Origin of the sequence: Micromonospora sp. NPDC050784, from assembly GCF_044456765.1 — a bacterium.
In the GTDB taxonomy this organism is placed as follows: Bacteria; Actinomycetota; Actinomycetes; order Mycobacteriales; family Micromonosporaceae; genus Micromonospora; species Micromonospora foliorum.
Genome location: NZ_JBITGG010000011.1, coordinates 140,654 through 162,270 on the forward strand (window position 1 = coordinate 140,654; position 21,617 = coordinate 162,270).

18 protein-coding genes are annotated in these 21,617 nt (G+C 71.8%); 8 read left to right on the top strand and 10 right to left on the bottom strand.

Features of this window, described 5'->3' with window-relative positions:
* Positions 1–69: 69 nt before the first annotated feature.
* The gene (gene ctaD / locus ACIBD9_RS17305; protein ID WP_396718681.1) at positions 70–2,061 is read left to right on the top strand and encodes a cytochrome c oxidase subunit I; all 1,992 of its coding nucleotides are present in this window, start codon (positions 70–72) and stop codon (positions 2,059–2,061) included.
* A gap of 64 nt (positions 2,062–2,125) precedes the next feature.
* On the opposite strand, the gene ACIBD9_RS17310 is transcribed toward ctaD, so the two are convergent.
* Together ACIBD9_RS17310 and ACIBD9_RS17315 are read right to left on the bottom strand one after the other, a co-directional pair.
* Positions 2,126–3,268 (bottom strand): SigB/SigF/SigG family RNA polymerase sigma factor, encoded by a 1,143-nt coding sequence (locus ACIBD9_RS17310; protein WP_357760174.1) that lies wholly within the window; start codon positions 3,266–3,268, stop codon positions 2,126–2,128.
* Positions 3,269–3,490: 222 nt separating this feature from the next.
* Positions 3,491–4,933 (bottom strand): hypothetical protein, encoded by a 1,443-nt coding sequence (locus ACIBD9_RS17315; RefSeq protein WP_396718684.1) that lies wholly within the window; start codon positions 4,931–4,933, stop codon positions 3,491–3,493.
* Between the two features lie 182 nt (positions 4,934–5,115).
* On the opposite strand from ACIBD9_RS17315, the gene ACIBD9_RS17320 reads away from it, so the two are divergent.
* Entirely contained in the window at positions 5,116–5,346 is a 231-nt protein-coding gene (locus ACIBD9_RS17320) for a CDGSH iron-sulfur domain-containing protein (protein WP_238672129.1), read from the top strand.
* Between the two features lie 87 nt (positions 5,347–5,433).
* Here ACIBD9_RS17320 and ACIBD9_RS17325 read toward each other — a convergent pair whose 3' ends face one another.
* From ACIBD9_RS17325 to ACIBD9_RS17335, 3 genes are read right to left on the bottom strand one after another with little or no spacing between them, the layout of a single operon-like run.
* A complete protein-coding gene (locus tag ACIBD9_RS17325; RefSeq protein WP_396718686.1) occupies positions 5,434–6,531 on the bottom strand; it encodes an iron-containing redox enzyme family protein in 1,098 nt (365 codons plus the stop codon).
* Positions 6,532–6,580: 49 nt separating this feature from the next.
* Entirely contained in the window at positions 6,581–8,335 is a 1,755-nt protein-coding gene (locus ACIBD9_RS17330; RefSeq protein ID WP_396718689.1) for a thiamine pyrophosphate-binding protein, read from the bottom strand.
* Positions 8,328–9,452, bottom strand: a complete 1,125-nt coding sequence (locus tag ACIBD9_RS17335; RefSeq protein ID WP_396718692.1) for a Vms1/Ankzf1 family peptidyl-tRNA hydrolase — start codon at positions 9,450–9,452, stop codon at positions 8,328–8,330. The genes ACIBD9_RS17330 and ACIBD9_RS17335 overlap by 8 nt, the downstream gene beginning before the upstream one ends.
* A gap of 142 nt (positions 9,453–9,594) precedes the next feature.
* Between ACIBD9_RS17335 and ACIBD9_RS17340 the strand changes: the two genes are divergently transcribed.
* Positions 9,595–10,143, top strand: coding sequence for a hypothetical protein (locus tag ACIBD9_RS17340; protein ID WP_396718876.1), 549 nt, complete (start codon positions 9,595–9,597; stop codon positions 10,141–10,143).
* A gap of 74 nt (positions 10,144–10,217) precedes the next feature.
* Here the strand turns inward: ACIBD9_RS17340 and ACIBD9_RS17345 are convergent, their stop codons facing one another.
* Positions 10,218–10,556, bottom strand: a complete 339-nt coding sequence (locus tag ACIBD9_RS17345) for a DUF3817 domain-containing protein (RefSeq protein ID WP_396718878.1) — start codon at positions 10,554–10,556, stop codon at positions 10,218–10,220.
* 153 nt (positions 10,557–10,709) lie between these two features.
* On the opposite strand from ACIBD9_RS17345, the gene ACIBD9_RS17350 reads away from it, so the two are divergent.
* The 3 genes from ACIBD9_RS17350 to ACIBD9_RS17360 all read left to right on the top strand — a co-directional run bounded on the left by ACIBD9_RS17350 (position 10,710) and on the right by ACIBD9_RS17360 (position 15,225).
* Positions 10,710–12,188, top strand: a complete 1,479-nt coding sequence (locus ACIBD9_RS17350; RefSeq protein ID WP_387169958.1) for a glutamate--cysteine ligase — start codon at positions 10,710–10,712, stop codon at positions 12,186–12,188.
* 223 nt (positions 12,189–12,411) lie between these two features.
* Positions 12,412–13,371, top strand: coding sequence for an LD-carboxypeptidase (locus ACIBD9_RS17355; protein WP_396718880.1), 960 nt, complete (start codon positions 12,412–12,414; stop codon positions 13,369–13,371).
* A gap of 48 nt (positions 13,372–13,419) precedes the next feature.
* Positions 13,420–15,225 (top strand): hypothetical protein, encoded by a 1,806-nt coding sequence (locus ACIBD9_RS17360; protein ID WP_396718694.1) that lies wholly within the window; start codon positions 13,420–13,422, stop codon positions 15,223–15,225.
* Between the two features lie 42 nt (positions 15,226–15,267).
* On the opposite strand, the gene ACIBD9_RS17365 is transcribed toward ACIBD9_RS17360, so the two are convergent.
* The 4 genes from ACIBD9_RS17365 to ACIBD9_RS17380 all read right to left on the bottom strand — a co-directional run bounded on the left by ACIBD9_RS17365 (position 15,268) and on the right by ACIBD9_RS17380 (position 18,697).
* Positions 15,268–15,654, bottom strand: coding sequence for a DUF2267 domain-containing protein (locus ACIBD9_RS17365; protein ID WP_396718697.1), 387 nt, complete (start codon positions 15,652–15,654; stop codon positions 15,268–15,270).
* 182 nt (positions 15,655–15,836) lie between these two features.
* Positions 15,837–16,412, bottom strand: coding sequence for a GNAT family N-acetyltransferase (locus tag ACIBD9_RS17370; protein ID WP_396718700.1), 576 nt, complete (start codon positions 16,410–16,412; stop codon positions 15,837–15,839).
* Between the two features lie 132 nt (positions 16,413–16,544).
* Entirely contained in the window at positions 16,545–17,717 is a 1,173-nt protein-coding gene (locus ACIBD9_RS17375; RefSeq protein ID WP_396718702.1) for a zinc-dependent alcohol dehydrogenase, read from the bottom strand.
* 29 nt (positions 17,718–17,746) lie between these two features.
* Entirely contained in the window at positions 17,747–18,697 is a 951-nt protein-coding gene (locus ACIBD9_RS17380) for an SRPBCC family protein (RefSeq protein ID WP_396718704.1), read from the bottom strand.
* Between the two features lie 273 nt (positions 18,698–18,970).
* Between ACIBD9_RS17380 and ACIBD9_RS17385 the strand changes: the two genes are divergently transcribed.
* Both ACIBD9_RS17385 and ACIBD9_RS17390 read left to right on the top strand, forming a co-directional pair.
* Positions 18,971–19,339 carry an SCP2 sterol-binding domain-containing protein gene (locus tag ACIBD9_RS17385; RefSeq protein ID WP_396718707.1) on the top strand — a complete coding sequence of 123 codons (369 nt, stop codon included), beginning with the start codon at positions 18,971–18,973 and terminating at the stop codon, positions 19,337–19,339.
* Positions 19,336–21,387 carry a glycogen debranching N-terminal domain-containing protein gene (locus ACIBD9_RS17390; protein WP_396718710.1) on the top strand — a complete coding sequence of 684 codons (2,052 nt, stop codon included), beginning with the start codon at positions 19,336–19,338 and terminating at the stop codon, positions 21,385–21,387. Before ACIBD9_RS17385 ends, ACIBD9_RS17390 begins: the two co-directional genes overlap by 4 nt.
* Positions 21,388–21,617: the final 230 nt, after the last annotated feature.

Consider the following 21,617-nt stretch of genomic DNA (forward strand, 5'->3'; position numbering starts at 1 on the left):
CTGGTTACATGGTGTGAGGGTGGGTAGAGCACGCCCGTCCTTTCTGCCGTCACGACGGGGTGAGCAGCCATGCCCAAGCGGGTAACCACAGAACCCGGTCGCGATCGGGGCCCGGCGATCCTGGCACCGGCCCGCTTCGGGGGTTTCCCGGGAGCGGTACGCACGCCGATCCCCGGCAACTCGTTGATCAAGTTCCTCGCCACGACCGACCACAAGCAGATCGGCCTGCTGTATCTGCTGACCTCTTTCAGTTTCTTCCTGCTGGCCGGGCTACAGGCGATGCTGATGCGCGCCGAGTTGGCCCGCCCGGGGCTGCAGTTCCTCTCCTCGGAGCAGTACAACCAGCTCTTCACCTCGCACGGCGCGGTGATGCTGCTGCTGTTCGCCACGCCCGCCGCGTTCGGGTTCGCCAACTACATCGTGCCGATCCAGATCGGCGCACCAGACGTGTCGTTCCCCCGCCTCAACGCGCTGGCCTACTGGCTGTACCTGTTCGGCGGCCTCATGGTGGTCGGCGGGTTCCTCGCCCCTGGCGGCTCGGCGGACTTCGGGTGGACCGCGTACAGCCCGCTCAGCAGTTACGAGCACAGCCCCGGTGTGGGTGCCAACATGTGGGTGATCGGCCTGGTCGTCTCCGGGCTCGGCACCATCCTCGGCGCGGTCAACCTGATCACCACGATCCTGACCCTGCGCGCGCCCGGCATGACCATGTTCCGGATGCCGATCTTCACCTGGAACATGCTGTTCACCAGCGTGCTGGTGATCCTGGTGTTCCCGCTGCTGGCCGCCGCGCTGCTGGCGCTCTCCGCCGACCGGTTGCTCAACGCGCACGTGTACGACCCGGCCACCGGCGGCCCGATGCTCTGGCAGCACCTGTTCTGGTTCTTCGGCCATCCCGAGGTGTACATCATCGCGTTGCCGTTCTTCGGCATCATCACCGAGATCATCCCGGTGTTCTCCCGCAAGCCACTCTTCGGCTACACCGGGATCGTGCTGGCCACCATCGCCATCACCGTGCTCTCCATGACGGTCTGGGCGCACCACATGTTCGCCACCGGCCAGGTGCTGCTGCCGTTCTTCAGCATCCTCAGTTATCTGATCGCGGTGCCCACCGGCGTGAAGTTCTTCAACTGGATCGGCACCATGTGGAAGGGGCAGATCACCTTCGAGACGCCGATGCTGTTCGCCATCGGCTTCCTGGTGACGTTCCTGCTCGGCGGCCTCACCGGGGTGCTGCTGGCCAGCCCGCCGGTGGACTTCCACACCCACGACACCTACTTCGTGGTGGCGCACTTCCACTACGTGGTGTTCGGCACCGTGGTCTTCGCCCTCTTCGGCGGCTACTACTTCTGGTGGCCCAAGATGACCGGGCGACTGCTCGACGAGCGGCTCGGCAAGGCGCACTTCTGGACCATGTTCATCGGCTTCCACGGCACCTTCCTGGTGCACCACTGGCTGGGCAGCGAGGGCATGCCGCGCCGCTACGCCGACTACCTGCCCACCGACGGCTTCACCACCCTGAACACGATCTCCAGCATCTTCGCGTTCATCCTCGGCCTGTCCACCCTCTTCTTCATCTACAACGCCTGGAAGTCCTGGCGGTACGGGGCGGTGGTGACCGTGGACGACCCGTGGGGCTTCGGCAACTCCCTCGAATGGGCCACCAGTTGCCCGCCGCCGCTGCGCAACTTCGACCGGATGCCCCGGATCCGGTCCGAGCGCCCCGCCTTCGACCTGAAGTACGGTCCGCTCGTCGCCGATCTGGGCCGCGACCTGCCGCAGCGCACCACGAAGCCGCCGCAGCACTTCTCCGACGAACTGCGGATGGAGCACCACACCCCGGAGTCGCCGTCCGCCGAGGGCGCGCACGGCGCCCGCGACGCCACCGACTACCAGCCGGCACCGCGCTCCGGCGCCCGGCCGGTGGACGTGCCGGAGCCCGAGGGCGTCCGCCGGCCAAGCTTCGAGGAGAGCGACTCGCCGAAGGACGCCGAGGACACTCCGAAGCCGCACGAGCGCTGGCGCCACCCGCACAGCGACGGCAACCCCGAAGAGCACTGACCAGGGGTACGCGCGCAAGGGCCGACACCTCGCGAGGTGTCGGCCCTTCGTTCGTCTGTGTCGGTCAGTCCCGGGCCGGCGCCAGGCCGGCGGCGGTGAGCGAACGGCGTACCGCGGGCTGGACCCGGGTCAGCCGCAGCGGCACCCCGGTCCGCTCCGCCGCGTCCCGCCCGGCCATCAGCGCGGCGATCCCACCGGCGTCGAAGCCACCCGCGCCGACCAGGTCGACGACCACCTCGCTGGGCTGACCGGTGACCGCCTCCAGCATGGCCCGGCGCAGTTGGTCCGCGCCGTCGCGGTCGATCTCGCCGCCGACCTCGACCACCACCGAGTCGCCGTTCTGCTTGACCGAGATCCGGGTCTTGCCCGGGTCGGGTTCGGCGGCGCCGTTCTGCCACGGCGGCGGCGCGTCGGCGAGCATCGCCTGACGCAGCCAGGTGAGCGCCCGCGACAGCAGCCGGGACACGTGCATCTGCGAGATGCCGAACCGGGCGGCGATCTCCGCCTGGGTCTGGTTGCCGTAGAAGCGCATCGCGAGGATCCGCCGTTCACGCCAGGGCAGCCGGTGCAGCAGACCGCTCACCGTCACCCGGTCGTCGACCGACTCCAACGCGTTGTCCGACTCGCCGACCAGGTCCCCGAACTCGGCGGAGCTCTCCCCACCCACCGGCGCGTTGAGCGAGGCCGGGCTGTAGCCGGCCGCCGACTCCAGTGCGGCGAGGATCTCCTCCTCCGGGGTCTCCAGCCGGGCCGACAGCTCGGCTACCGACGGGGCCCGGGACAGCTCGCTGGTGAGCGCGGCGGTGGCCTGCCCCACCTCGAGGATCAGGTCCCGCAGCCGGCGGGGCACGTGCACGCCCCAGGTCCGGTCCCGGAAGTGCCGTTTGATCTCGCCCACGATGGTGATCGCGGCGTAGGCGGTGAACGAGCCCCGTTCCGGGTCATAGCGGTCGACCGCGTTGACCAGCCCCAGCCGGGCCACCTGCTCCAGGTCCTCCAGTGGCTCCCCCCGCCCCCGGTACCGGCGGGCCAGCCGGCCGGCGAACGGCAGCGCGAAACGCACCAGGTCCTCGCGGGCCTCCCCCCGCCGCTCCGGTGGGAGCCCGGCGATCCGGGCCGCGTACGCCATCGCCGCCGCGTCGAGATCCTCCAGACCTCGATCGGTGGGTGGTGGTGTGGTCGTGGTCGTGCTCGTCTGTCCGAACATCCGCGCCTCCCTCAGGAAGGTCCCCCGCCCGGATCGGGAAACCGGTCGTGCGCGTGGTCGAGCCACGCACCGGGCCGGAAAGTGGGTCAGTGACTGGGATGCCAGCGGGCGACACCGCCTCTACGCAGCGCAATCAGGCCGTCGCAGCCAGCGATGTTCCCGCTCCGTAGGTACTCAATCACGGGACCCCGGGTTCGCGAGGATGTTTCGGCGTGCTGCGTCTCAGGAGACCAACAACCCCTGGTGGCCGCCGCTGTCGCGGAGCACGGCCAGCGCCTCGGCGACCCCCAGTGGGGGCGGCGCGGGCAGGTCGTACGGCTGGGCGCGCAGGACCTCGGTGGCCCGGCGGGTGGGCACCGAGGTGACCGGGTAGCCCCGGGCGGTGGTGCGGTCCAGCGCCCGACGCCGCCGGCCGAACCCGGCGACGGCCAGCCACTGCGGCAGCCCGGCCAGCGCGGGCGAGCGCACCCCGGGCGGCTCGGGCAACACGTCCACCGAACTGAACGCCTCGCTGCCGGCGAGCCACCACTCGGCCTCGTCGACGCTGCGGCGGGTGGCGTTCTCACACCAGTACGGCACCAGCCCCGCCCGCACCACCTGCCACGGATCGAGCAGTCGGCCGCACTCCACCACCAACCGGTCACCGGTCTTGCCGGCGCGCCGCAACCACCGCCGGTACAGGTCGGCCACGCCCGCGCTGAGCGCCGCCGGCCGGGGCACCAGCACCCGGTGCAACGGGTGCTGGTGCCGGGCGGACCAGTCCCGGGTGGCCAGCTCGAAGCCCGAGTCGACGCCGTGCTCGGCGTACGCCGACGGAACGGACACCTCCGGTGGCTCCCACCGGGTCGCGTCGCCGCCGACGGAGCGCAGCACCTGCCGCAACGCGTGGCTGTCCGGGTGGAAGTCCACCGGGTCCAGCCCGCTGCCCGGGCAGCCGACCTGGAAGCTGTGTCCCGGCCCGCGCTCCAGCACCGGCCAGGTGCGCGCGTCGTGGACCAGCAGCACGGGGGCCTCCGGCACCAGCCGGTCGGCCAGGAACTGCGCGTACGCGGCCGGTAGGGCCCTCCACGCGGCGGTCAGCGACACGGTCGCCCCGGTCAGGGCCCCGCCGCTGGCCGGGCAGTGCACCTGGCGCAGGTGCAAATCGGCGTTGCCGGCGAGCAACCGGCTGGCGAGTGCCGCGCCGTGCTCCACGGCGTCCGCTGGGCGGTCCACCCCGCCGTCGGACCAGTGCACGGTCATCTCGAAGCCGGCCGGCAGCCACGGCACGCCGAGGGCCACCGCGAGGTGCGCCGCGGCGCCGTGCGGAGAGCCGATCAGCACCCCGGGGTAGCGCCGGCGGGGGTACTGGTCGACGAACCAGCGGGCCACCCGGGCGGCGTCCACCTCGTCGACCTGGGCCACGGTGAGCGCGACCCGGCCGGCGGCGCGGGTGACCGCGGCGCGGCGTACCGGCTCGGGGGCGCCGGGGAACCGCGACGTCGGCCCGGTGTGCCCGAGGTCGGCGCAGTCGACCCCGCGCAGCGCCCGGGCGGTGGCGGCGACCAGCACCCGGGCGGAGCTGCCCGCGGCCACGACCCGGTCGCCGGCGAGACCGGCGCCATCGGCCGTGAGCCCCTTGTGCACCTTGTGCACCGGCCCCACCTTGCCTCGTTCGCTCACCACGCGGCCGGGCTTCCCGTCCCGATGGGGTTCAAACGGGGCATCACCCACCCGGCGGCACATTCCGCTGGTCAGCGGGGTGCCCCGGTCATCGCCGGCGTTCCGCGACGATCGGCTGGAGTCGCGCTTGGTCGGCGGCGGAGGGCTCGGGTTTCGCCAGGGCGAGGACGGGCACTTCCGGGGCCATGCGCACCGACGACACCAGCGAGCCAGCCGCCGCCACGATCACCCCGTACGAGGACGGGCCGCTGCTGGTCCGCGGCGACTTCGCGCTGGTCACCCCCGACGGCGAGCGCATCGACGCGCGGCGGGGCACGGTGGCGCTGTGCCGGTGCGGCAAGTCGGCGCTCAAGCCGTTCTGCGACGGCACCCACAAGGCGATCAACTTCCGGGCGGGCACCGCCCGGGAGGGCTGACCCCACGCCGGGCGTGGTCCGTCGACTTCCTCTCCGCCGCAAGACCGACACCACGGTCGACGGCGTGGAGGTGACAAGCCCTTCGGGTCAGACGAGCGCGGGCGGGGCCGGCGGTGCCGCCGCTGGCAACGCGACGAGCGAGACCTTGGGCGGCAGCGCCGGTGGGGCGGGTGCGCGCAGCGAGCTGCGGCCGGCGGCCCAGCTGTCCAGCAGGTGCGCGGCGAACAGCCGGTCCACCGCGAGCCCGGCCGCCGCGCCGAAGAGCACGTCGGAGGCGAGGGCCGGCTCGACGCGGACCAGGCCGCCGCACATGTCGTGCGCGGCGATCTGCTCGTGCACCGCGTCGGCCTCGACGTGCTCGTCGTAGAAGCGGGTGGCCACCTCGTCGAAGCCGAGCCGGCGCAGCCCGTTGCCGTAGCGGCGGTTCGGCAGCGAGGAGGTCATCTCGAACGCGGCCAGGTGCCCGAGCAGCGCGCCACGCAGCCGTCGGTGCAGCCCGAACAGCGACATCACGTTGTTGGTCGCCAACGTCACCGCCGGCGCCACGTCGACGTGGGCGCCGTAGCCGGTGTCCAGGCCCAGCCGGTCGAGGGTGCGTCGGAACAGCTCGGCGTGCATCCGGTCCAGCCGCCCGTTGCCGTACTCGTCGGTCTGGATCTCCACGAGCGCGGCCTTGGCCGGGCCACCCAGGCGGGGCAGCGCCCAGCTGTGCGGGTCCGCCTCCCGCAGGTGGTAGACCGACCGGTGGACGACGAACTCGCGGAACTGGGTGAGGTCGGCGCGCCGTTGCAGCGTCGCGGCCAGCGCCGGCCCGTCGTCGGCCGCGACCAGCTCGGCCAGTCCGGCCGCCACCCCGGCGGCCGGCACCGACGGCGCGCCGACGAGCCGACGCAACGCCGCCTCGAAGACGCGTTCGCAGCGGCCGCGCAGCGCCAGCAGTGTTGGCTGCCACTCCCACGACTCGTCCACCCCGAGCCAGCCCCGGTAGTGCAGCTCGTAGCAGAGGAACAGAGTCAGCTGAAGGTCCTCGTCGCTGATCGGGTCCGCCGGGTCGAGGCCGGCGCCGAGATCGGCCGGCAGGTCGTGCGGCGGGTGCCGCAGGGCCTCGACGACCGCCGCGGAGAGCGGACCCCGCTCCCTCGGCAGGGTCGCGGGACCGTAGCGGCGGTCGGCGGGCTCGGACATGGGACCTCCAGCGTCGTCGGGCCGCTACTGATGCCCTGGCCCGGAGTGGCTAAACGAGATCGTCGGCGTTCGCGGTGACCTCCACCTGCTCGCGGACCTTCCGGGCCGGAGCGCCCTCGGCGTACAGGCCCCGCAGGTCGGCGAAGGCGGGCTCCGGCGGCGCCAGCGACACCGCCGGGTCGACGACCGCCTCCAGTACGCAGGGGCGGTCCGCGGCGAGGGCCTCGTCCCAGGCCGCGCCGACCAGCTCGGGCCGGTCCACCCGCACCCCGTGCAGCCCCAGCAACCGGGCCCACCCGGCGTACGGCACGTCGGGGCGGCGGTGGGTCGGGTCGGACGACGGTTGTCGCCCGCCACCCATGCCGTTCTGGTCCCGGTTGTTGAGCACCAGCACCACCAGCCGCGGGTCGCGCCACTGCTGCCAGAGGTGCGACACGGTGATCAGTTCGGCCAGCCCGTTGAGCTGCATCGCCCCGTCACCGACCAGCGCGACCACCGGCTGGTCGGGGGCGGCGAGCTTGGCCGCCACCGCGTACGGCAGGGCGCAGCCCATCGAGCCGAGGGTGCCGCACAGCTGCGCGTTGACTCCCGGCGGCAGGGTGAGGTGCCGGGCGTACCAGTAGAGGACCGAGCCGACGTCGACCGCGACCGCCCCGGTGCCGGGCATCCGGGCGGACAACTCCTGGAGGACGAGCTGCGGGTTGACCGGGTCCGCGGCAGCGGCGGCCCGCTCGGCGGCGACCTCCCGCCAGCGGTCCACCGAACTCTCCACGGTGGCGCGCCACTGCTGCTCGGGCCGACCGCGCACCCGGCCCAGCAGCGCCCGCAGCGTCTCGGCGGCGTCACCGACCAACGGCACGTCGGCCGGGTACCGGGTGCCGATCCGGCGGCCGTCGATGTCGATCTGCACCGTGCGCGCCTGCTCGGGCATCGGGAAGTAGTCGGTCCACGGGTCGTTGGTGCCGACCATCAGCAGCGTGTCGCAGCCACCCATCAGCTCGGCCGCCGCCGGGGTGCCGACCTCGCCGAGCACCCCGGTGTGGAACGGCAGCCGCTCGTCGAGCACCGGCTTGCCCAGCAGCGAGGTGGCCACCCCGGCGCCGAGCCGGTCGGCCATCTCGATGATCTCGGCGGACGCGTCCCGACCGCCCTGGCCGACCAGGATCGCGATCCGCTGGCCCCCGCTGAGCAGCTGCGCGGCGGCGTCCAGGTCCACGTCGTGCGGCAGGACCCGGGCCAGCGGCTCGCCGGGGGTCGCCGTGATCACCCCGGCGCCGTACGACTGGAGGTCGGGCACCAGCGCCTCCTGCAGCTGCCGGGGCAGCACCACGCAGGTCGGGCTGCGGGTCGCCGCCGCCGTGCGGAACGCCTGGTCCAGCAGCACCCCCACCTCCTCCGGGCTGCGGCCGTACCGGACGAACTGGTTGCACACGTCCCCGAAGAGCCGGCTCAGCCCGATCTCCTGGTGCGCACCGCCGAGCGGCCCGGAGATGTCCTCCCCGACGATCGCCACCACCGGCTTGCTGTCCAGCTTGGCGTCGTAGAGGCCGTTGAGCAGCTGGACGGCGCTGGGCCCCTGGGTGGCGAGGCAGACCCCGATGCCGCCGGTGAACTTGGCGTGCCCGGTGGCCATGAACGAGGCGGTCTCCTCGTGCCGGGCCGGAATGAACGCCGGCTCGCCGCCGGTACGGTCCAGCGCGTCGACAAGTGGAGCGATCGCCTCGCCCGGATACCCGAAGGCGCGGGGCACCCGCCAGGCCAGGAGCCGCTCCACCACGACGTCCGCGACCGTTCGGTCAACCATTGCCGCGCCCCGGTGTGCTGGGGTCGACGTAGCGCAGTACCGCGCCGACGCCGTCGGTCAGGTCGGGCGCCTCGTCGGGGCCGAGCACGGTCAGTGCCGCGTCGGTGCCGACGAGCGCCCGGACCAGCGCCGCGTCGGCGCGTACCCGCTGCGGGTCGGCCACCGACATGGCGGCCAACTGCCCGGGGTCGACGGCGATCTCGGTGGGTTCCGGGCCGATCCACAGCTCACCGTTGGCCGACGGGTCGTCCACGATGAGCATCGTGTCGACCTGATTGCGTTGCAGGGCCGAGACGACCGCGTCAAGGCCGCCGCCCACGTCCTCCTGCACGCCGAACTTGTCCAGCGCCGCGCTGATCCGCTGGTCGGCGATCTCCGCGATGGTCTGCACGGTGAGGTCGTCCAGCATCGTCTGGTCGGCGCCGCCGGCCCGTGACCCGGCGTCGGTACGGACCACCAGGTCCTGCCAGCGCTCCGGCATCTGGGCGGCGATCATTCCGGTGGCCCGGACGTCGCCGGCGACCACCACCACGTCCGCGCCGACCCGGTCGGCCAACTGCACGGTCGCCGCGGTGACGTCGCCGGCGTTCTGGTGCCACGCCTCCATGGCCGCCCGCTGGTAGCGCGACTGGGACCAGCCGCCGGGCTTCGCCCGCCGCAGTGGGAACTCGTCCCGGCCGGCGACGTGCGCTCGTCGGGGCACCCCACCGGCGCTGACCGCCATCGCGTCGGCGCCGAGCCGGTCGGCGACCACACGTACCCAGGCCACCTGCTCGCCGCGCTGGGCGAGCAGCGGCATCACGTGCGGCAACGGGCCGACGTGGGCCAGGTCCCGCAGTGGCGGCGCGGACAGGTACTCGGAGAGCACCACATGGCCGTGACTGGCGAAGACCGCCAGGCCGTAGTCCCCGACCATCGGGTCATGACCTCGGACCACCCGGTCCAGCGCGGCGACGTTCGCCTCGCCCGCCCCCTGTTCGGTCAGGCTGCGCTCCAGGGCACGCCAGCGCAGGTCCAGGGCGGGGTGGGCGTCCTCCGTGTCCGCGGAGGCGTCCAGATACACCGAGCACCACGGCCCGGGACGGTCGTAGAGCGGGCGCAGGAAGGACAGCTGCATGCTCGACCCCTTTCCAGCTCGGCCCCCCGCTTACCCGGGTCGCCGGGGATGTCACCTCGCGGCCGTGAGCCCGTGACCAGGTTTCATTCACGTCGTTCAACCGAGGACGTCGATACGATCTGTGAACACAAGCGGACTCTCGGTGGTGGAGATGGACAGCGGACTCGATACCCGACGGATCGTGCACCCGACGGAACGAATCGTCACCGGGCGGTTGATCCGCCTGCTCGACGGCTACACCCGCGAGGTACGCGTCGGCCAGCCGGTGCTGGTGGCGGTGCTCGCCGCGGCGGCCTTCGCCCGGCTGCCCGCCCTGCTGCTGCGCTCGCTCTTCTCGTTCGGCGGCGGCGGCACCCGGCGCCGCTGGAAGGAGCTGAAGCAGGGCCCCGAATATCTGGTCACCCCGGTGCGGCTGCGCAACACCGCCGGGCAGCTCTGCGAGGTGGAGCTGCACGGTCACCTGCCGCAGAGCGCCCTGCACCCGGCGGACCAGGTGCAGCTCACCCTGCGCCCGCAACGCGACCCGGAGCTGCCGCCCCGGATCGAGCGGATCGTCAACCTCACCACCGGGCAGTTACTGACTCCGCGTACCGCGACGCTCTGGTCGCACCTCGGGCCGCCACTGCTGTTGCAGGCGTTCCTGGGCGCGCTGCTGCTGGCCGGCGTCGCGGCCTGCTCGGCGCTGACCTGATCCGTGCCCGGCCCGGTCGGGGCCGGGCGGTCTGACCGGTCAGGCGGGCGCAGCCCAACCGGGGCGACGGCGGGTCAGCCGACCGGGGCGGGCTCGCGCGCGGCTTGCCGGTCGACGCCGAGCATTCCCCGCCGGCGGGCCCAGCGCTCGAAGGCCAGGGTGGCGAACGGCGGCACCGCGCTGGCCAGGGCCACCGCCGTGGCCAGCAGGCTCCACCGGTGCAGCCGGGCCACGGCCAGCACCAGCAGGACGTACGCGACGAACAGGCCGCCGTGGATCGGCCCGAAGATCTTGACGCCCAGCTCGTTGTCCGGCGGGCCGTACTTGACCAGCATGCCGACCAGCAGGGCCAGCCAGGAGCAGGCCTCGGCGATCGCCGCCGCGACGAACAACCGGGTCACCTTCTCGCGCATCCGCACGCCACCACCTCTCGGGCCGCCATGCTATCGGTCTGCTCTGGCTGGGCTAACAGGGCGGGCAGTTGGGTAGGAAAGGGTCCTCAGGTCTTCCCCCGCTCGCCGACCGCGTGCGAGGTTAGGGGGACCAGCGGTGACAGGGCGGTGACCATGGGCGAGGACGTCGGCGTGCGAACCTTCAGTCGAGAGGATCGAGCCCGCTATCGCGACAAGGTCCGCCGCTGCCTGGATGTTTTCGCCGAGATGCTGCGGGAGTCCCGTTTCGACCTCGACCGGCCGATGACCGGCGTGGAGATCGAGCTGAACCTGGTCGACGAGGCGTCGAACCCGGCGATGCGCAACGCGGACGTGCTGGCGGCCATCGCCGACCCGAGCTTCCAGACCGAGCTGGGCCAGTTCAACATCGAGATCAACGTGCCGCCGCGCCGGCTGACCGGCACCGGCACGGCTGACTTCGAGGAGTACGTGCGGGCCAGCCTCAACGCCGCCGAGGTGAAGGCCCGGGCGATCGGCGCGCACATGGTCATGATCGGCATCCTGCCGACGCTGCGCCCCGAGCACCTGACCGCCGAGACGCTGTCGGCCAACCCCCGCTACCGGCTGCTCAACGAGCAGATCTTCGCGGCGCGGGGCGAGGATCTGCCGATCGCCATCAGCGGGGTGGAACGCTTGGCGGTCACCGCCGACACGATCACCCCGGAGGCGGCCTGCACCAGCACCCAGTTCCACCTCCAGGTCAGCCCGGCCCAGTTCGCCGACTACTGGAACGCCGCCCAGGCGGTGGCCGGCATCCAGGTCGCGGTCGGCGCGAACTCGCCGCTGTTCTTCGGCCGGGAGCTGTGGCGCGAGACCCGCATCCCGCTGTTCCAGCAGGCCACCGACACCCGGTCGGAAGAGATCAAAGCCCAGGGGGTACGCCCCCGGGTCTGGTTCGGCGAACGCTGGATCACCAGCGTGTTCGACCTGTTCGAGGAGAACGTGCGTTACTTCCCGGCGCTGCTGCCGGTCTGCGATCCGGAGGACCCGGCGCAGGCCCTCGCGGCCGGGGAGGTGCCCAATCTGGCCGAGTTGCGCCTGCACAACGGCACCGTCTACCGGTGGAACCGCCCGGTGTACGACGTGTCGCGGGGCCGCCCGCACCTGCGGGTGGAAAATCGGGTGCTGCCCGCCGGCCCGACCGTGCTGGACACCATCGCCAACGGCGCCTTCTACTTCGGATTGGTTCGCGCCCTCGCCGAATCGGACCGGCCACTGTGGTCGCAGATGTCGTTCAGCGCCGCCGAGGAGAACTTCACCAGCTGCGCCCGGCACGGCATCGACGCGCAGGTCTTCTGGCCCGGTCTGGGCTATCTGCCGGTCACCGAGTTGGTGTTGCGCCGGTTGCTGCCGATGGCGCATCACGGCCTGGACCGGTGGGGGCTCGACCCGGCCGAGCGTGACCGGCTCCTCGGCATCATCGAGCAGCGCTGCCTGACCAGCCGCAACGGCGCGACCTGGCAGGTGGAGACGCTGCACCGGTTGGAGTCGGCCGACCACCTGGACCGGCCGGAGGCGCTGCGCGAGGTGGTGCGGCACTACGTGGACCTGATGCACAGCAACCGCCCCGTGCACGAGTGGCCGATCCCGTAAGCCCTCCTGTGTCCCTTGTGGACCCCCACGCTTATCGAAGACTGTCGTAGGCTTTGGCGACTCGAACATCGATGATGATGGAGGGTTGCCGGTGGGCACTTCTGGAACCGACCGCGTCCCGACCCAACAGCCCGCGCAGCCGGCCCTGTCCCGTCGGCACATACTCCGAATCGGCGCGGCGGCTGCCGGTGGGGCGGCGCTCGTTGGCGCGACGGAGCCGGCGTTGGCGCAGGCCGCCGCCCCCGGTGGTGCGAAGCGGGTCCTGCGGGCGCCGGCGCTGGCACCCGGTGACCGGGTTCGGGTCGTGGCGCCCGGCAGCACCCCCGACCCCACGAACATGGCCCGCGGCATCGAGATCCTGCGGAGCTGGGGTCTGACGGTCGAGCTGGGCAGGCACGTCTTCACCAAGTACGGCTACCTCGCCGGCACCGACGCCGAGCGGCTGGCCGACCTGAACGCGGCGCTCACCGACCCGGGAATCCGTGCCGTCTTCGCCGCCCGCGGCGGTTACGGCACCCAGCGGATCGTCGACCAGATCGACGTCTCCGCTCTCCGCCGCGACCCCCGGGTGGTCGTCGGGTTCAGCGACATCACCAGCATCCACGGCAAGCTCTGGCGCGACACCGGCCTGGTCACCTTCTACGGCCCCATGGTCAACTGGAGTGACGCCCGGACCGGCCCCGAGTCGGCCGAGGCGCTGCGCAAGGCGGTGATGACCACCGAGCCCGTGACGATCACCAGGGACCCGGCCGAGACAGCGGCCTCCGTGCTGGTCCCGGGGCGGGCATCGGGGCCGCTGCTCGGCGGCTGCCTGACGTTGATCTCCACGTCGCTCGGCGCGGCGGACTCGCCGAAGTTCAACGACGCGATCCTGTTCTTCGAGGACGTGGACGAGGCTCCGTACAGCATCGACATGATGCTGACCGAGCTGCGCCGGGTGGGTGTGCTGTCCAGGGTCGCCGGGGTGGTCATCGGCCAGATCACCAACAGCGTCGGTGAACCGGGTGAGTGGGACGCGGCGGCCGTGCTGAAGGACCGCCTGTACGACCTCGGGGTGCCGGTCCTGGGCGGGCTCCGACTGGGCCATGGCAACGGGCAGCTCACCGTTCCGCTCGGTTCGCGGGCCACGATCGATGCCGCGGCGGGGACCCTGACCGTGGAGCCGGGAGTCCGTCCCCGCTAGCCGCGCGGCTCGACCTGCTCGGCGCGCCTGTCGTTGATGATGGGTGTCATGACGTCAGTGGGCGCCCAGCGGGTGCGGGATGCGAACGGCGCGACGCACACTGCGGCGGAACAGCGACTGATCGAGTCCGTCGCCCGCGGCGAGGTGCTCGACCTGGCCGGCGACGGGCCGGTCGACGAGGAAGCGATGCGCTCCTGGGGCGACGACCACGCGATCTCGGCCTCGGTCATCCGTGAGCTGGTGCGCGGCCGGCTGGTCGGCGAGCCCGACCCGCACGGCCTGCGGCTGCGCGGGGCCCGGGTCGTCGGCCGGATCGACCTGGAGAACGTCACCAGTGACCTGGCGCTGGAGTTGCGCGACTGCCTGCTGCCCGACGGCGTGAACCTTCGTAACGCCCGTCTGTCCGCGGTCGCCCTGAGCGGGTGCCGCATCGAGCAGGCGCCCGGCTCGGCGGACCCGGCAGTGGAGGCCACGCGCTGTGCGGCCTGGGCGCTCTCGCTCGACTGGAGCACGGTGAGCGCTGACAGCGTCGCCGCCACCATCCGTCTCGCTGCCGCCCGCGTCGGCACACTGGACTGCCGCGGAGCGCGGTGGAAGAACAGCACCGGTCCGGCCCTGGACGCCGACGGCCTCACCGTCGACCAGAGCGTGTTCCTGAATGACGGCTTCACCGCCACCAGCGCCAGTGCGCGCGGCACGGTCCGGCTGCTCGGCGCCCACATCGGCGGCCAGCTCAACTGCGGTGGGGCACGGCTGGAGAACACCGTCGGCCCGGCACTCAACGCCGACAACCTTCGAGCCGCCCAGGACGTGCTGCTCCGCAACGGCTTCAGCGCCAGCAGCGCCAGCGAGCAGGGCACGATCCGGCTCATCGGCGCGCACATCGGGTCGCTGAGCGCGCGCGGTGCGCGGCTCACGAACGCCGCCGGCCCGGTCCTCGACGCCGACGGCGTCACCATCGACCGGGACCTGGCCCTGGATCGTGACTTCACCGCCCGCAGCGCCAGTGAGTGGGGCGGCGTCTGCCTGGCCGGCGCCCACATCGGTGGGCTTCTGGCCTGCGGTGGGGCGCAACTGGAGAACACGGTCGGTCCCGCCCTCGACCTGAACGGCCTTCGGGTCGACCAGGACGTGCTCCTGGATGACGGGTTCAGTGCCACCAGCGGCGGTGACGAGGTGGTGGTGCTGGTGCTGGCCGGAACCAGGGTCGGCGGTGCTCTCCGCCTCGACATGGATAGGGTGGTCCGTACGACACCGGGCCCGCTTGTCGAGGTGGAGGGGCTCACCTACAGCGGGCAGCCGCGGCCGGCGTCACTGCGGCGCTGGCTGACCCTGCTGCGCGAGGACACGCCCCGTTACAGCGCCCAGCCCTACCAGCAGCTCGCCGCCGCCTACCGGGCCGCCGGCCATGACCGCGACGCCCGCACCATCCTCATCGCCCAACGCCGTGACCAGCTCCAGCGCGCCGGGCTGAGCGCCGCCGAACGCGCCTGGGGTCGCCTCATCGGGATCACCCTCGGCTACGGTTACCAGCCCTGGCGCGCCCTGCTCCTGCTCCTCGCCACACTGGCGATCGCCGTCGCGCTCAGCGTCGTCGGCGGCCACCACGGCGGCCTCGCGCAGAAGACGGTGGCCAGCGGAGCTGCCGCCGCCTGCACGAGCATCGACCAGATCGGTGTCGGCCTCGACCTCGGCGCCCCACTGCTCAGGACCGGTGCCCGGGATCGCTGCCAACCGACCGACACCGCTGCCGGTCAGACCCTCACCATCGCCGGCTGGATCCTGCAACTGCTCGCCTGGAGCTTCGCCACCCTCTTCATCGCGGGCTTCACCAGCGCGGTCCGCAAGACCTGACCCCACGCTGACCTGCCCGCGCCGGTTGCGGCGGGGGCGTGCTCAGCCGCGCGGGGTGGGAACACCGAAGAGATCGATGATGCCGGCGGGAAGCTGGGCGAGCAGGTCGTGACGCTCGTCGTCGTTGAGCGCCTCGGCGACGGTCCGCAACACCGCCTGGGCGTGTAGACGCACCTGGTCCGCATCCGCGACCTGCTCCCGGTCGCCAACGTGCTTCAGGAAATCACCGATGTCCCACCGGCGGCCCTGCGGATTACGGGTGACCGACGTGTCCAGCCGATCCGGTAGCTGTGCCGCCAGGTTGTCGGCTTCCTTTCCGGCGAGCCGTTCGCCGAGCACCGACAGAACGGCCTGTACGGACCGCACGGCCTCGTTCTCCCCGAGGCCCGCGCGCCGCCGTACCGTGGCGATCATCTGCTCGTACTCCATGACCCGCTCCTTCCGTCTCCTCGACCGGCCGTCAGGCCCTGCCGGCGGACGAACGGGGCGAGTTCCCCGGCTCCCTGGCCGCAAACGGGGTCACACGCGGATCCGGACTCCCTGCCATCGGTGGGCGGGGCCTCGCAAAACGTGCCAGTCACGTCAGTCGGGTTGCCAGCTGAGCCCCCGCGTCAGCCTCCGGTCGGCGCGCCCCACGGGGACGGATCGTCGCGCAACCGGCTGTAGAGATAGCCGTCGCGCCACTGACCGGCCCGAAACTCGCTGGCCCGGATGACGCCCTCAAGCTGGAAGCCGGCCTTCTCCAGTGCCCGCTGCTCGGCCACGTTCTCTGGATGGGTGCCGGCCTGGATGCGCTGCGCCGGGCTGTGCTGGAAGAGGTAGTCGCAGAGCAACGCCTGGGCGCGCCAGCCGATGCCCCGACCGCGCCAGGGCGGCAGCAGGACGATGCCGATCTCCCAGTACGACGCCCGTCCGGCATAACGTCCGGAGCGGTAGCTGACGAGGCCGGCGGCAGCCCGTTCCTGTTCGACCTCGACGACGAGCCGCCCGTCGTCCTCACCGAGGTAGCCGTCGACGGCGAACCGCCGCGCCGGCGCCCCAGCATCCCGGAAGCCGGCCCAGTCCAACCCGATCAGGCCCGGCTCGGTGCAGAACCGACGGAATATCGCCAGGTCGGGCTCGGCAACCGGCCGCAGCCGGACGGTGAGGTCGGCCGAGACCGGCATCGAGGTGTCACCACTCTCCATGACGACACGCTAGCTGCCGGGCAACGGAAAACGCGCCCGGCGACCGCCTGGCCGAAACGGTGACGGCCGAGACCGGTAACGGCCGAGACGGCGACCGGCTCCTTTGGAGCTGCCGGCAGAGCTGCCACCCGGTCAGACCTTGAGCAGCACCTTCGTACAGTCGTTCTGCTTCTTTTGGAAGATCTTGTAGCCCTTCGGGGCGTCGCGCAGCGGCATCCGGTGGCTGACGATGAAGCTCGGGTCGATCTCGCCGCGCTGGATGCGCTCCAAAAGCGGTCGGGTGTAGCGCTGGACGTGGCACTGACCGGTCCGCATGATCAGCGACCGGTTCATGAACGCGCCCATCGGGAACTTGTCGACGAAGCCGCCGTACGCGCCGATGACCGAGACCACCCCGCCGGAGCGGCAGGCCAGGATCGCCTGCCGCAGTGCGAACGGCCGTTCCGTCTCGACCCGCGCCACCTGCTTGGCCCGGTCGTACGCGTACATGGCGGCGTTGCCGTGGTGGCCCTCCAGGCCCACCGCGTCGATGCACGCGTCGGGGCCCCGGCCGGCGGTCATCTCGTTGAGGGTGTCCAGCACGTCGACTTCCTCGTAGTTGATCGTCTCGGCGTCGATGTGCTCCTCGGCCAGCCGCAGCCGGTACGGGAACCGGTCGATGACGATCACCCGCTCCGCGCCGAGCAGCCGGGCGCTGGCCGCGGCGAGGAGCCCGACCGGCCCGGCGCCCCAGACCGCGATCACCTGCCCGGGCTTGATGTCGCACATCTCGGCGCCCATGTAGCCGGTGGGGAACACGTCGGCCAGCAAGACCGCCTGGTCGTCGCTGATCTCGGCGGGCACCTTGACCGGGCCGACGTCGGCGAACGGCACCCGGGCGTACTCGGCCTGGCCGCCGGCGTAGCCGCCGAGCAGGTGGGAGTAGCCGAAGATGCCGGCCGGCGAGTGCCCCATGATCTTTTCGGCGATGCCGGCGTTCGGGTTGGAGTTCTCGCAGACCGAGTAGAGGCCGCGCTGGCAGGACGAGCAGTGCCCGCAGGCGATCGGGAAGGGCACCACCACCCGGTCGCCGGGGGCGAGGTTGCGGACCTGCGGGCCGACCTCCACCACCTCGCCCATGAACTCGTGGCCGAGGATGTCGCCCTTGCGCATGGCGGGGATGTAGCCGTGGTAGAGGTGCAGGTCGGAGCCGCAGATCGCGGTGGTGCTGATCCGGACGATCGCGTCCCGGGCGTTCATGATCTTCGGGTCGGGCACGTCGATGACCTTGACCCTGTCGGTGCCCATCCAGGCGGTGGCCTTCATTCTCGGTCCCTTTCGGAGAGCTCGGGCGGTCAGCGGCGGGACGCCGGCAGCGGCTGGGCGGGGCGCTGCATGGCCTGTTGGCGTACGGAGATGCCGTTGGGGCTGCCATCGGAGCGGACGACCTCGCCGGTCTCCAGCACCTGCTTGAACCGGCGCAGGTCGTCACGGACCTGCTGCTCGGGTTCCTCACCGAGGAGCTTCGCCACCGCTCTGCCGACCGCGCCGGCCGGCGGCGCGTAGCGCAACTCCACCCGCACCTCGGTGCCCCGGTCGCCGGGCGCGGGCACGAACCGGACCCGGCCGGCGTTCGGCACCCGGGTCCCCGGCAGCGAACGCCAGGTGATCGACTTGTTCGGCTGGTCGTCGATGATCTCGGCGTCCCACTCGACGCGGTGCCCGGCCGGACCACGGGCGATCCAGTGTGAGCGGCGCAGGTCGTCGGCGCGTACGGACTCCAGGTGGGCCATGAACCGGGGCAGGTTCTCCAGGTCCCGCCAGAACCGGTACGCCTCGGCGGGCGACCGGTTCACCGTCACCGCGACCTGCATCCGGATCACCCGGGCGCGGGCCCGTCCAGCCCGGCTGACGCGTACGGCGGCGAGCACGTCGACGGCGGTGATGCCGGCGATGGCGAGGGTGGTCAGCGCGACCCGGCGGCGGCGTTCCCCGCCGCGGTCGGCGAGGGCCCGACCGAGCAGGGTGAGGTCCATCGCGTCGCCGGCCACCCGACTCCAGGCCCAGCCGGCCGGGCGGCGGCCGCTGAGCAGGCCGGCGGCGCTGCCCAACTCCCGCAGGCCGATGGCCGGAAGCGCGGCCCGAGCGGTCGGGGCGTCGTCCACCCCCGTCAGCCTCGCGATGGGTCCGGGCGCGACCAGCGCACCCACTCCCAGGGCCAGGCTCAGCAGGCCGAGCGTGCTCGGCAGCGTCGCCGGCACCGGCCCGTCCAGCTCCGGCAGGAGCACAGTGTCGACATGACTCATGTCCGGTCCCTTCCGGTGGGGCGTCGCCGCCGGTCCGCCGGCGGAGGCGGCGGTTGTCCGCCCCCGTGACGCTATGTCGTAGAGGTGCCGTATGCGCCAGGTTCGGGCAGAACGTGCGATGCGGGCTGCGGGGACGGCAACGCGGCGGCGACGGCCCGCGACCACCTGGACCCGCTTCTCGCTCGCACCCTGAACAACGGGCACCGTGCGGCGTTAGGAGTGACCCGCAGCGGGTAGCCGGCATCCGCTCTGACCAGCACCCGAGGAGGTGGCATGTCGGCGACCAGCGCCTTCTTCGAGCGGTTGACGGTCGCCGGCCAGGATCCGCGGTTCAGCAACATCTGTGGGAGCGTGCGATTCGACATCCGCGACGGCGGCCACGTGGAGCAGTGGATGCTGGACATCGATCATGGCCAGATGCGGGTGACCCGCAGCGGTGGCCCGGCCACCACGGTGATCCAGGTGTCCGCGCAGCTCGCGGAGGCAATGGCGCGGGGCGAGGTGAACGGGCTGGCGGCGATCACCCGGGGGGAGATCATGGTCGACGGCGATCTCGCCCTGGCCTTGCGCATCGGGCGGCTGTTTCCGCGAGAGCCCGGACGGCTTCAACGCAATGACCCCGACGATGGACGTCACCGATGAGGGACATCGCGGGCACCGCGGCGTGCATCGACGGGAACACCTTCATGGTGTCCGACGCCAGTGGCGACGTGGAGTCGTCCCCGAGCACCCCGGTCGGTCTCTTCGCGGCCGACACGCGCTTCCTGTCCCGCTGGCGGCTCACCGTCAACGGCGAGTGCATGACCGCGCTGTCGGTGGACGACAGCCAGTACTTCGAGGTCACGTTCTTCGTGGTGCCGGGTGCGGCGGTGGACTACGTGGAGGCCGACGTGTCGGCCATTCGGCGCCGGCGCATCGGCCCGGACCTCATCGAGTCGCTGACGATCTTCAACTACGGCGAGCGGGATATGACGCTCGACGTGCGCCTGGAGGTGGCGGCCGACTTCGCCGACATCTTCGAGATCAAGTTCGACATCGGTGACAAGACCGGCGCGTACTACACCCACGTCGGCGCGGACGAGTTGCGCCTGGGCTACCGGCGCGGCACCTACCGACGTGAGGTCGTCGTGTCGGCGAGTGAGCCGGCGGAGTTCGACCCGGACGGCCTTCGGTTCGCGGTCCGGCTGCGCCCCGGGCAGCAGTGGTCCACCCGGTTACAGGCCGCCATGCTGGCGCTGCGCCCGGACGGCGTCGACCTGCGCGAAGCCCTGCGCGCCCTTCGGCCGGACGAATCCACCCTGCCCACGAGCGTGCAGGCCTGGGTCGCGGCGGCTCCGACCCTGGACACCGACAGCGTCGCCCTCCAACAGGTCTACAACCGCAGCCTGGTGGACCTGGCGGCGCTGCGCTTCGCCCCGCTCTCGCTCAGCGGTGCGAGCGTGCCCGCGGCCGGGTTGCCCTGGTTCATGACGCTGTTCGGTCGCGACAGCCTGTTGACCTGCTTGCAGACCCTGCCCGTCACCCCGTCGTTGACCCCACCGACACTGCGGATCCTCGCGTCGCTGCAGGGCGCCCGCACCGACGACGTGTTGGAGGAGGACCCGGGCCGGATCCTGCACGAGTTGCGCTACGGGGAGTCGGCCGCGTTCGAGGAGCAGCCCCACTCCCCCTACTACGGCACGGTGGACGCCTCACCGCTGTTCGTGGTGCTGCTCGACGAGTACGAACGCTGGAGCGGCGACACCGCGCTGGTGACGGAGTTGGAGCAGGAGGCTCGCGCCGCCCTGGCCTGGATCGACCTGTACGCGGACCTGACCTCCACCGGCTACGTCTGGTACCAGCGACGCAACCGCGCCACCGGCCTGGACAACCAGTGTTGGAAGGACTCCTGGGACAGCATCTCCTACGCCGACGGCCGGCTGCCGGGCTTCCCGAGGGCCACCTGCGAAACCCAGGGGTACGCCTACGACGCCAAGATCCGAGGGGCACGGCTGGCCCGTACCGTCTGGGGTGACCCTGCCTACGCCGAGCGGCTGGAGAGGGAGGCAGCGGCCCTGTACGACCGGTTCAACCGGGACTTCTGGCTTGAGGACCGCGGCTTCTACGCCCTCGCGCTCGACCACGACGGCACCCCCGTGGACAGCCTGTCGTCCAACATCGGGCACCTGTTGTGGAGCGGCATCGTGCCACCGGAGCGGGCTGCCCGGGTGGTCGAGCACCTGATGGGTCCGGCGCTCTTCTCCGGGTGGGGTGTGCGGACGTTCGCCGAGGGGCAACGGCGTTACAACCCGCTCGGCTACCACAACGGCACGGTCTGGCCGTTCGACAACTCGTTCATCGCCTGGGGTCTACGCCGTTACGGGTTCAGCAACGAGGCGGCCCGCATCGCCGAGGGCATCCTCTCCGCCGCCACCTACTTCGAAGGTCGGCTACCCGAGGCGTTCGGTGGGTTCGACCGCAACACCACCCGGTTTCCGATCCGGTACCCGACCGCCGGCAGTCCGCAGGCCTGGTCCAGCGGCGCCTCCATGCTGCTGATCCGCACCATGCTCGGTATCAACCCGCACGATGACCACCTGGCCGTGGACCCGGCGCTGCCGGCCACCTTCGGGCGGATCGCGCTCCTGGACATCCCCGGCCGTTGGGGTAAGCGCGACGCGTTCGCCCGCCAACGCCCCGACCAGCTCTAGCGACACTGAGGAATTCGACCGCAATTCGTTACGCAAAACTCGTAATCAGTGAACCGGAACGCGGCGACCGGACTTAAAAGAAACTTAAGACTGTGCGAGCGAAAAACTGTCATTCCGAGGCGACGCGCTGGCTGCCAGGGCATGCGCCGAACGGCCTCCTTAATTCTTTCCCCGCGAGTTGATGCAGGCCCCTGACGTGCACATACTTCCTTCGTCAGGAGCTTTGTCAC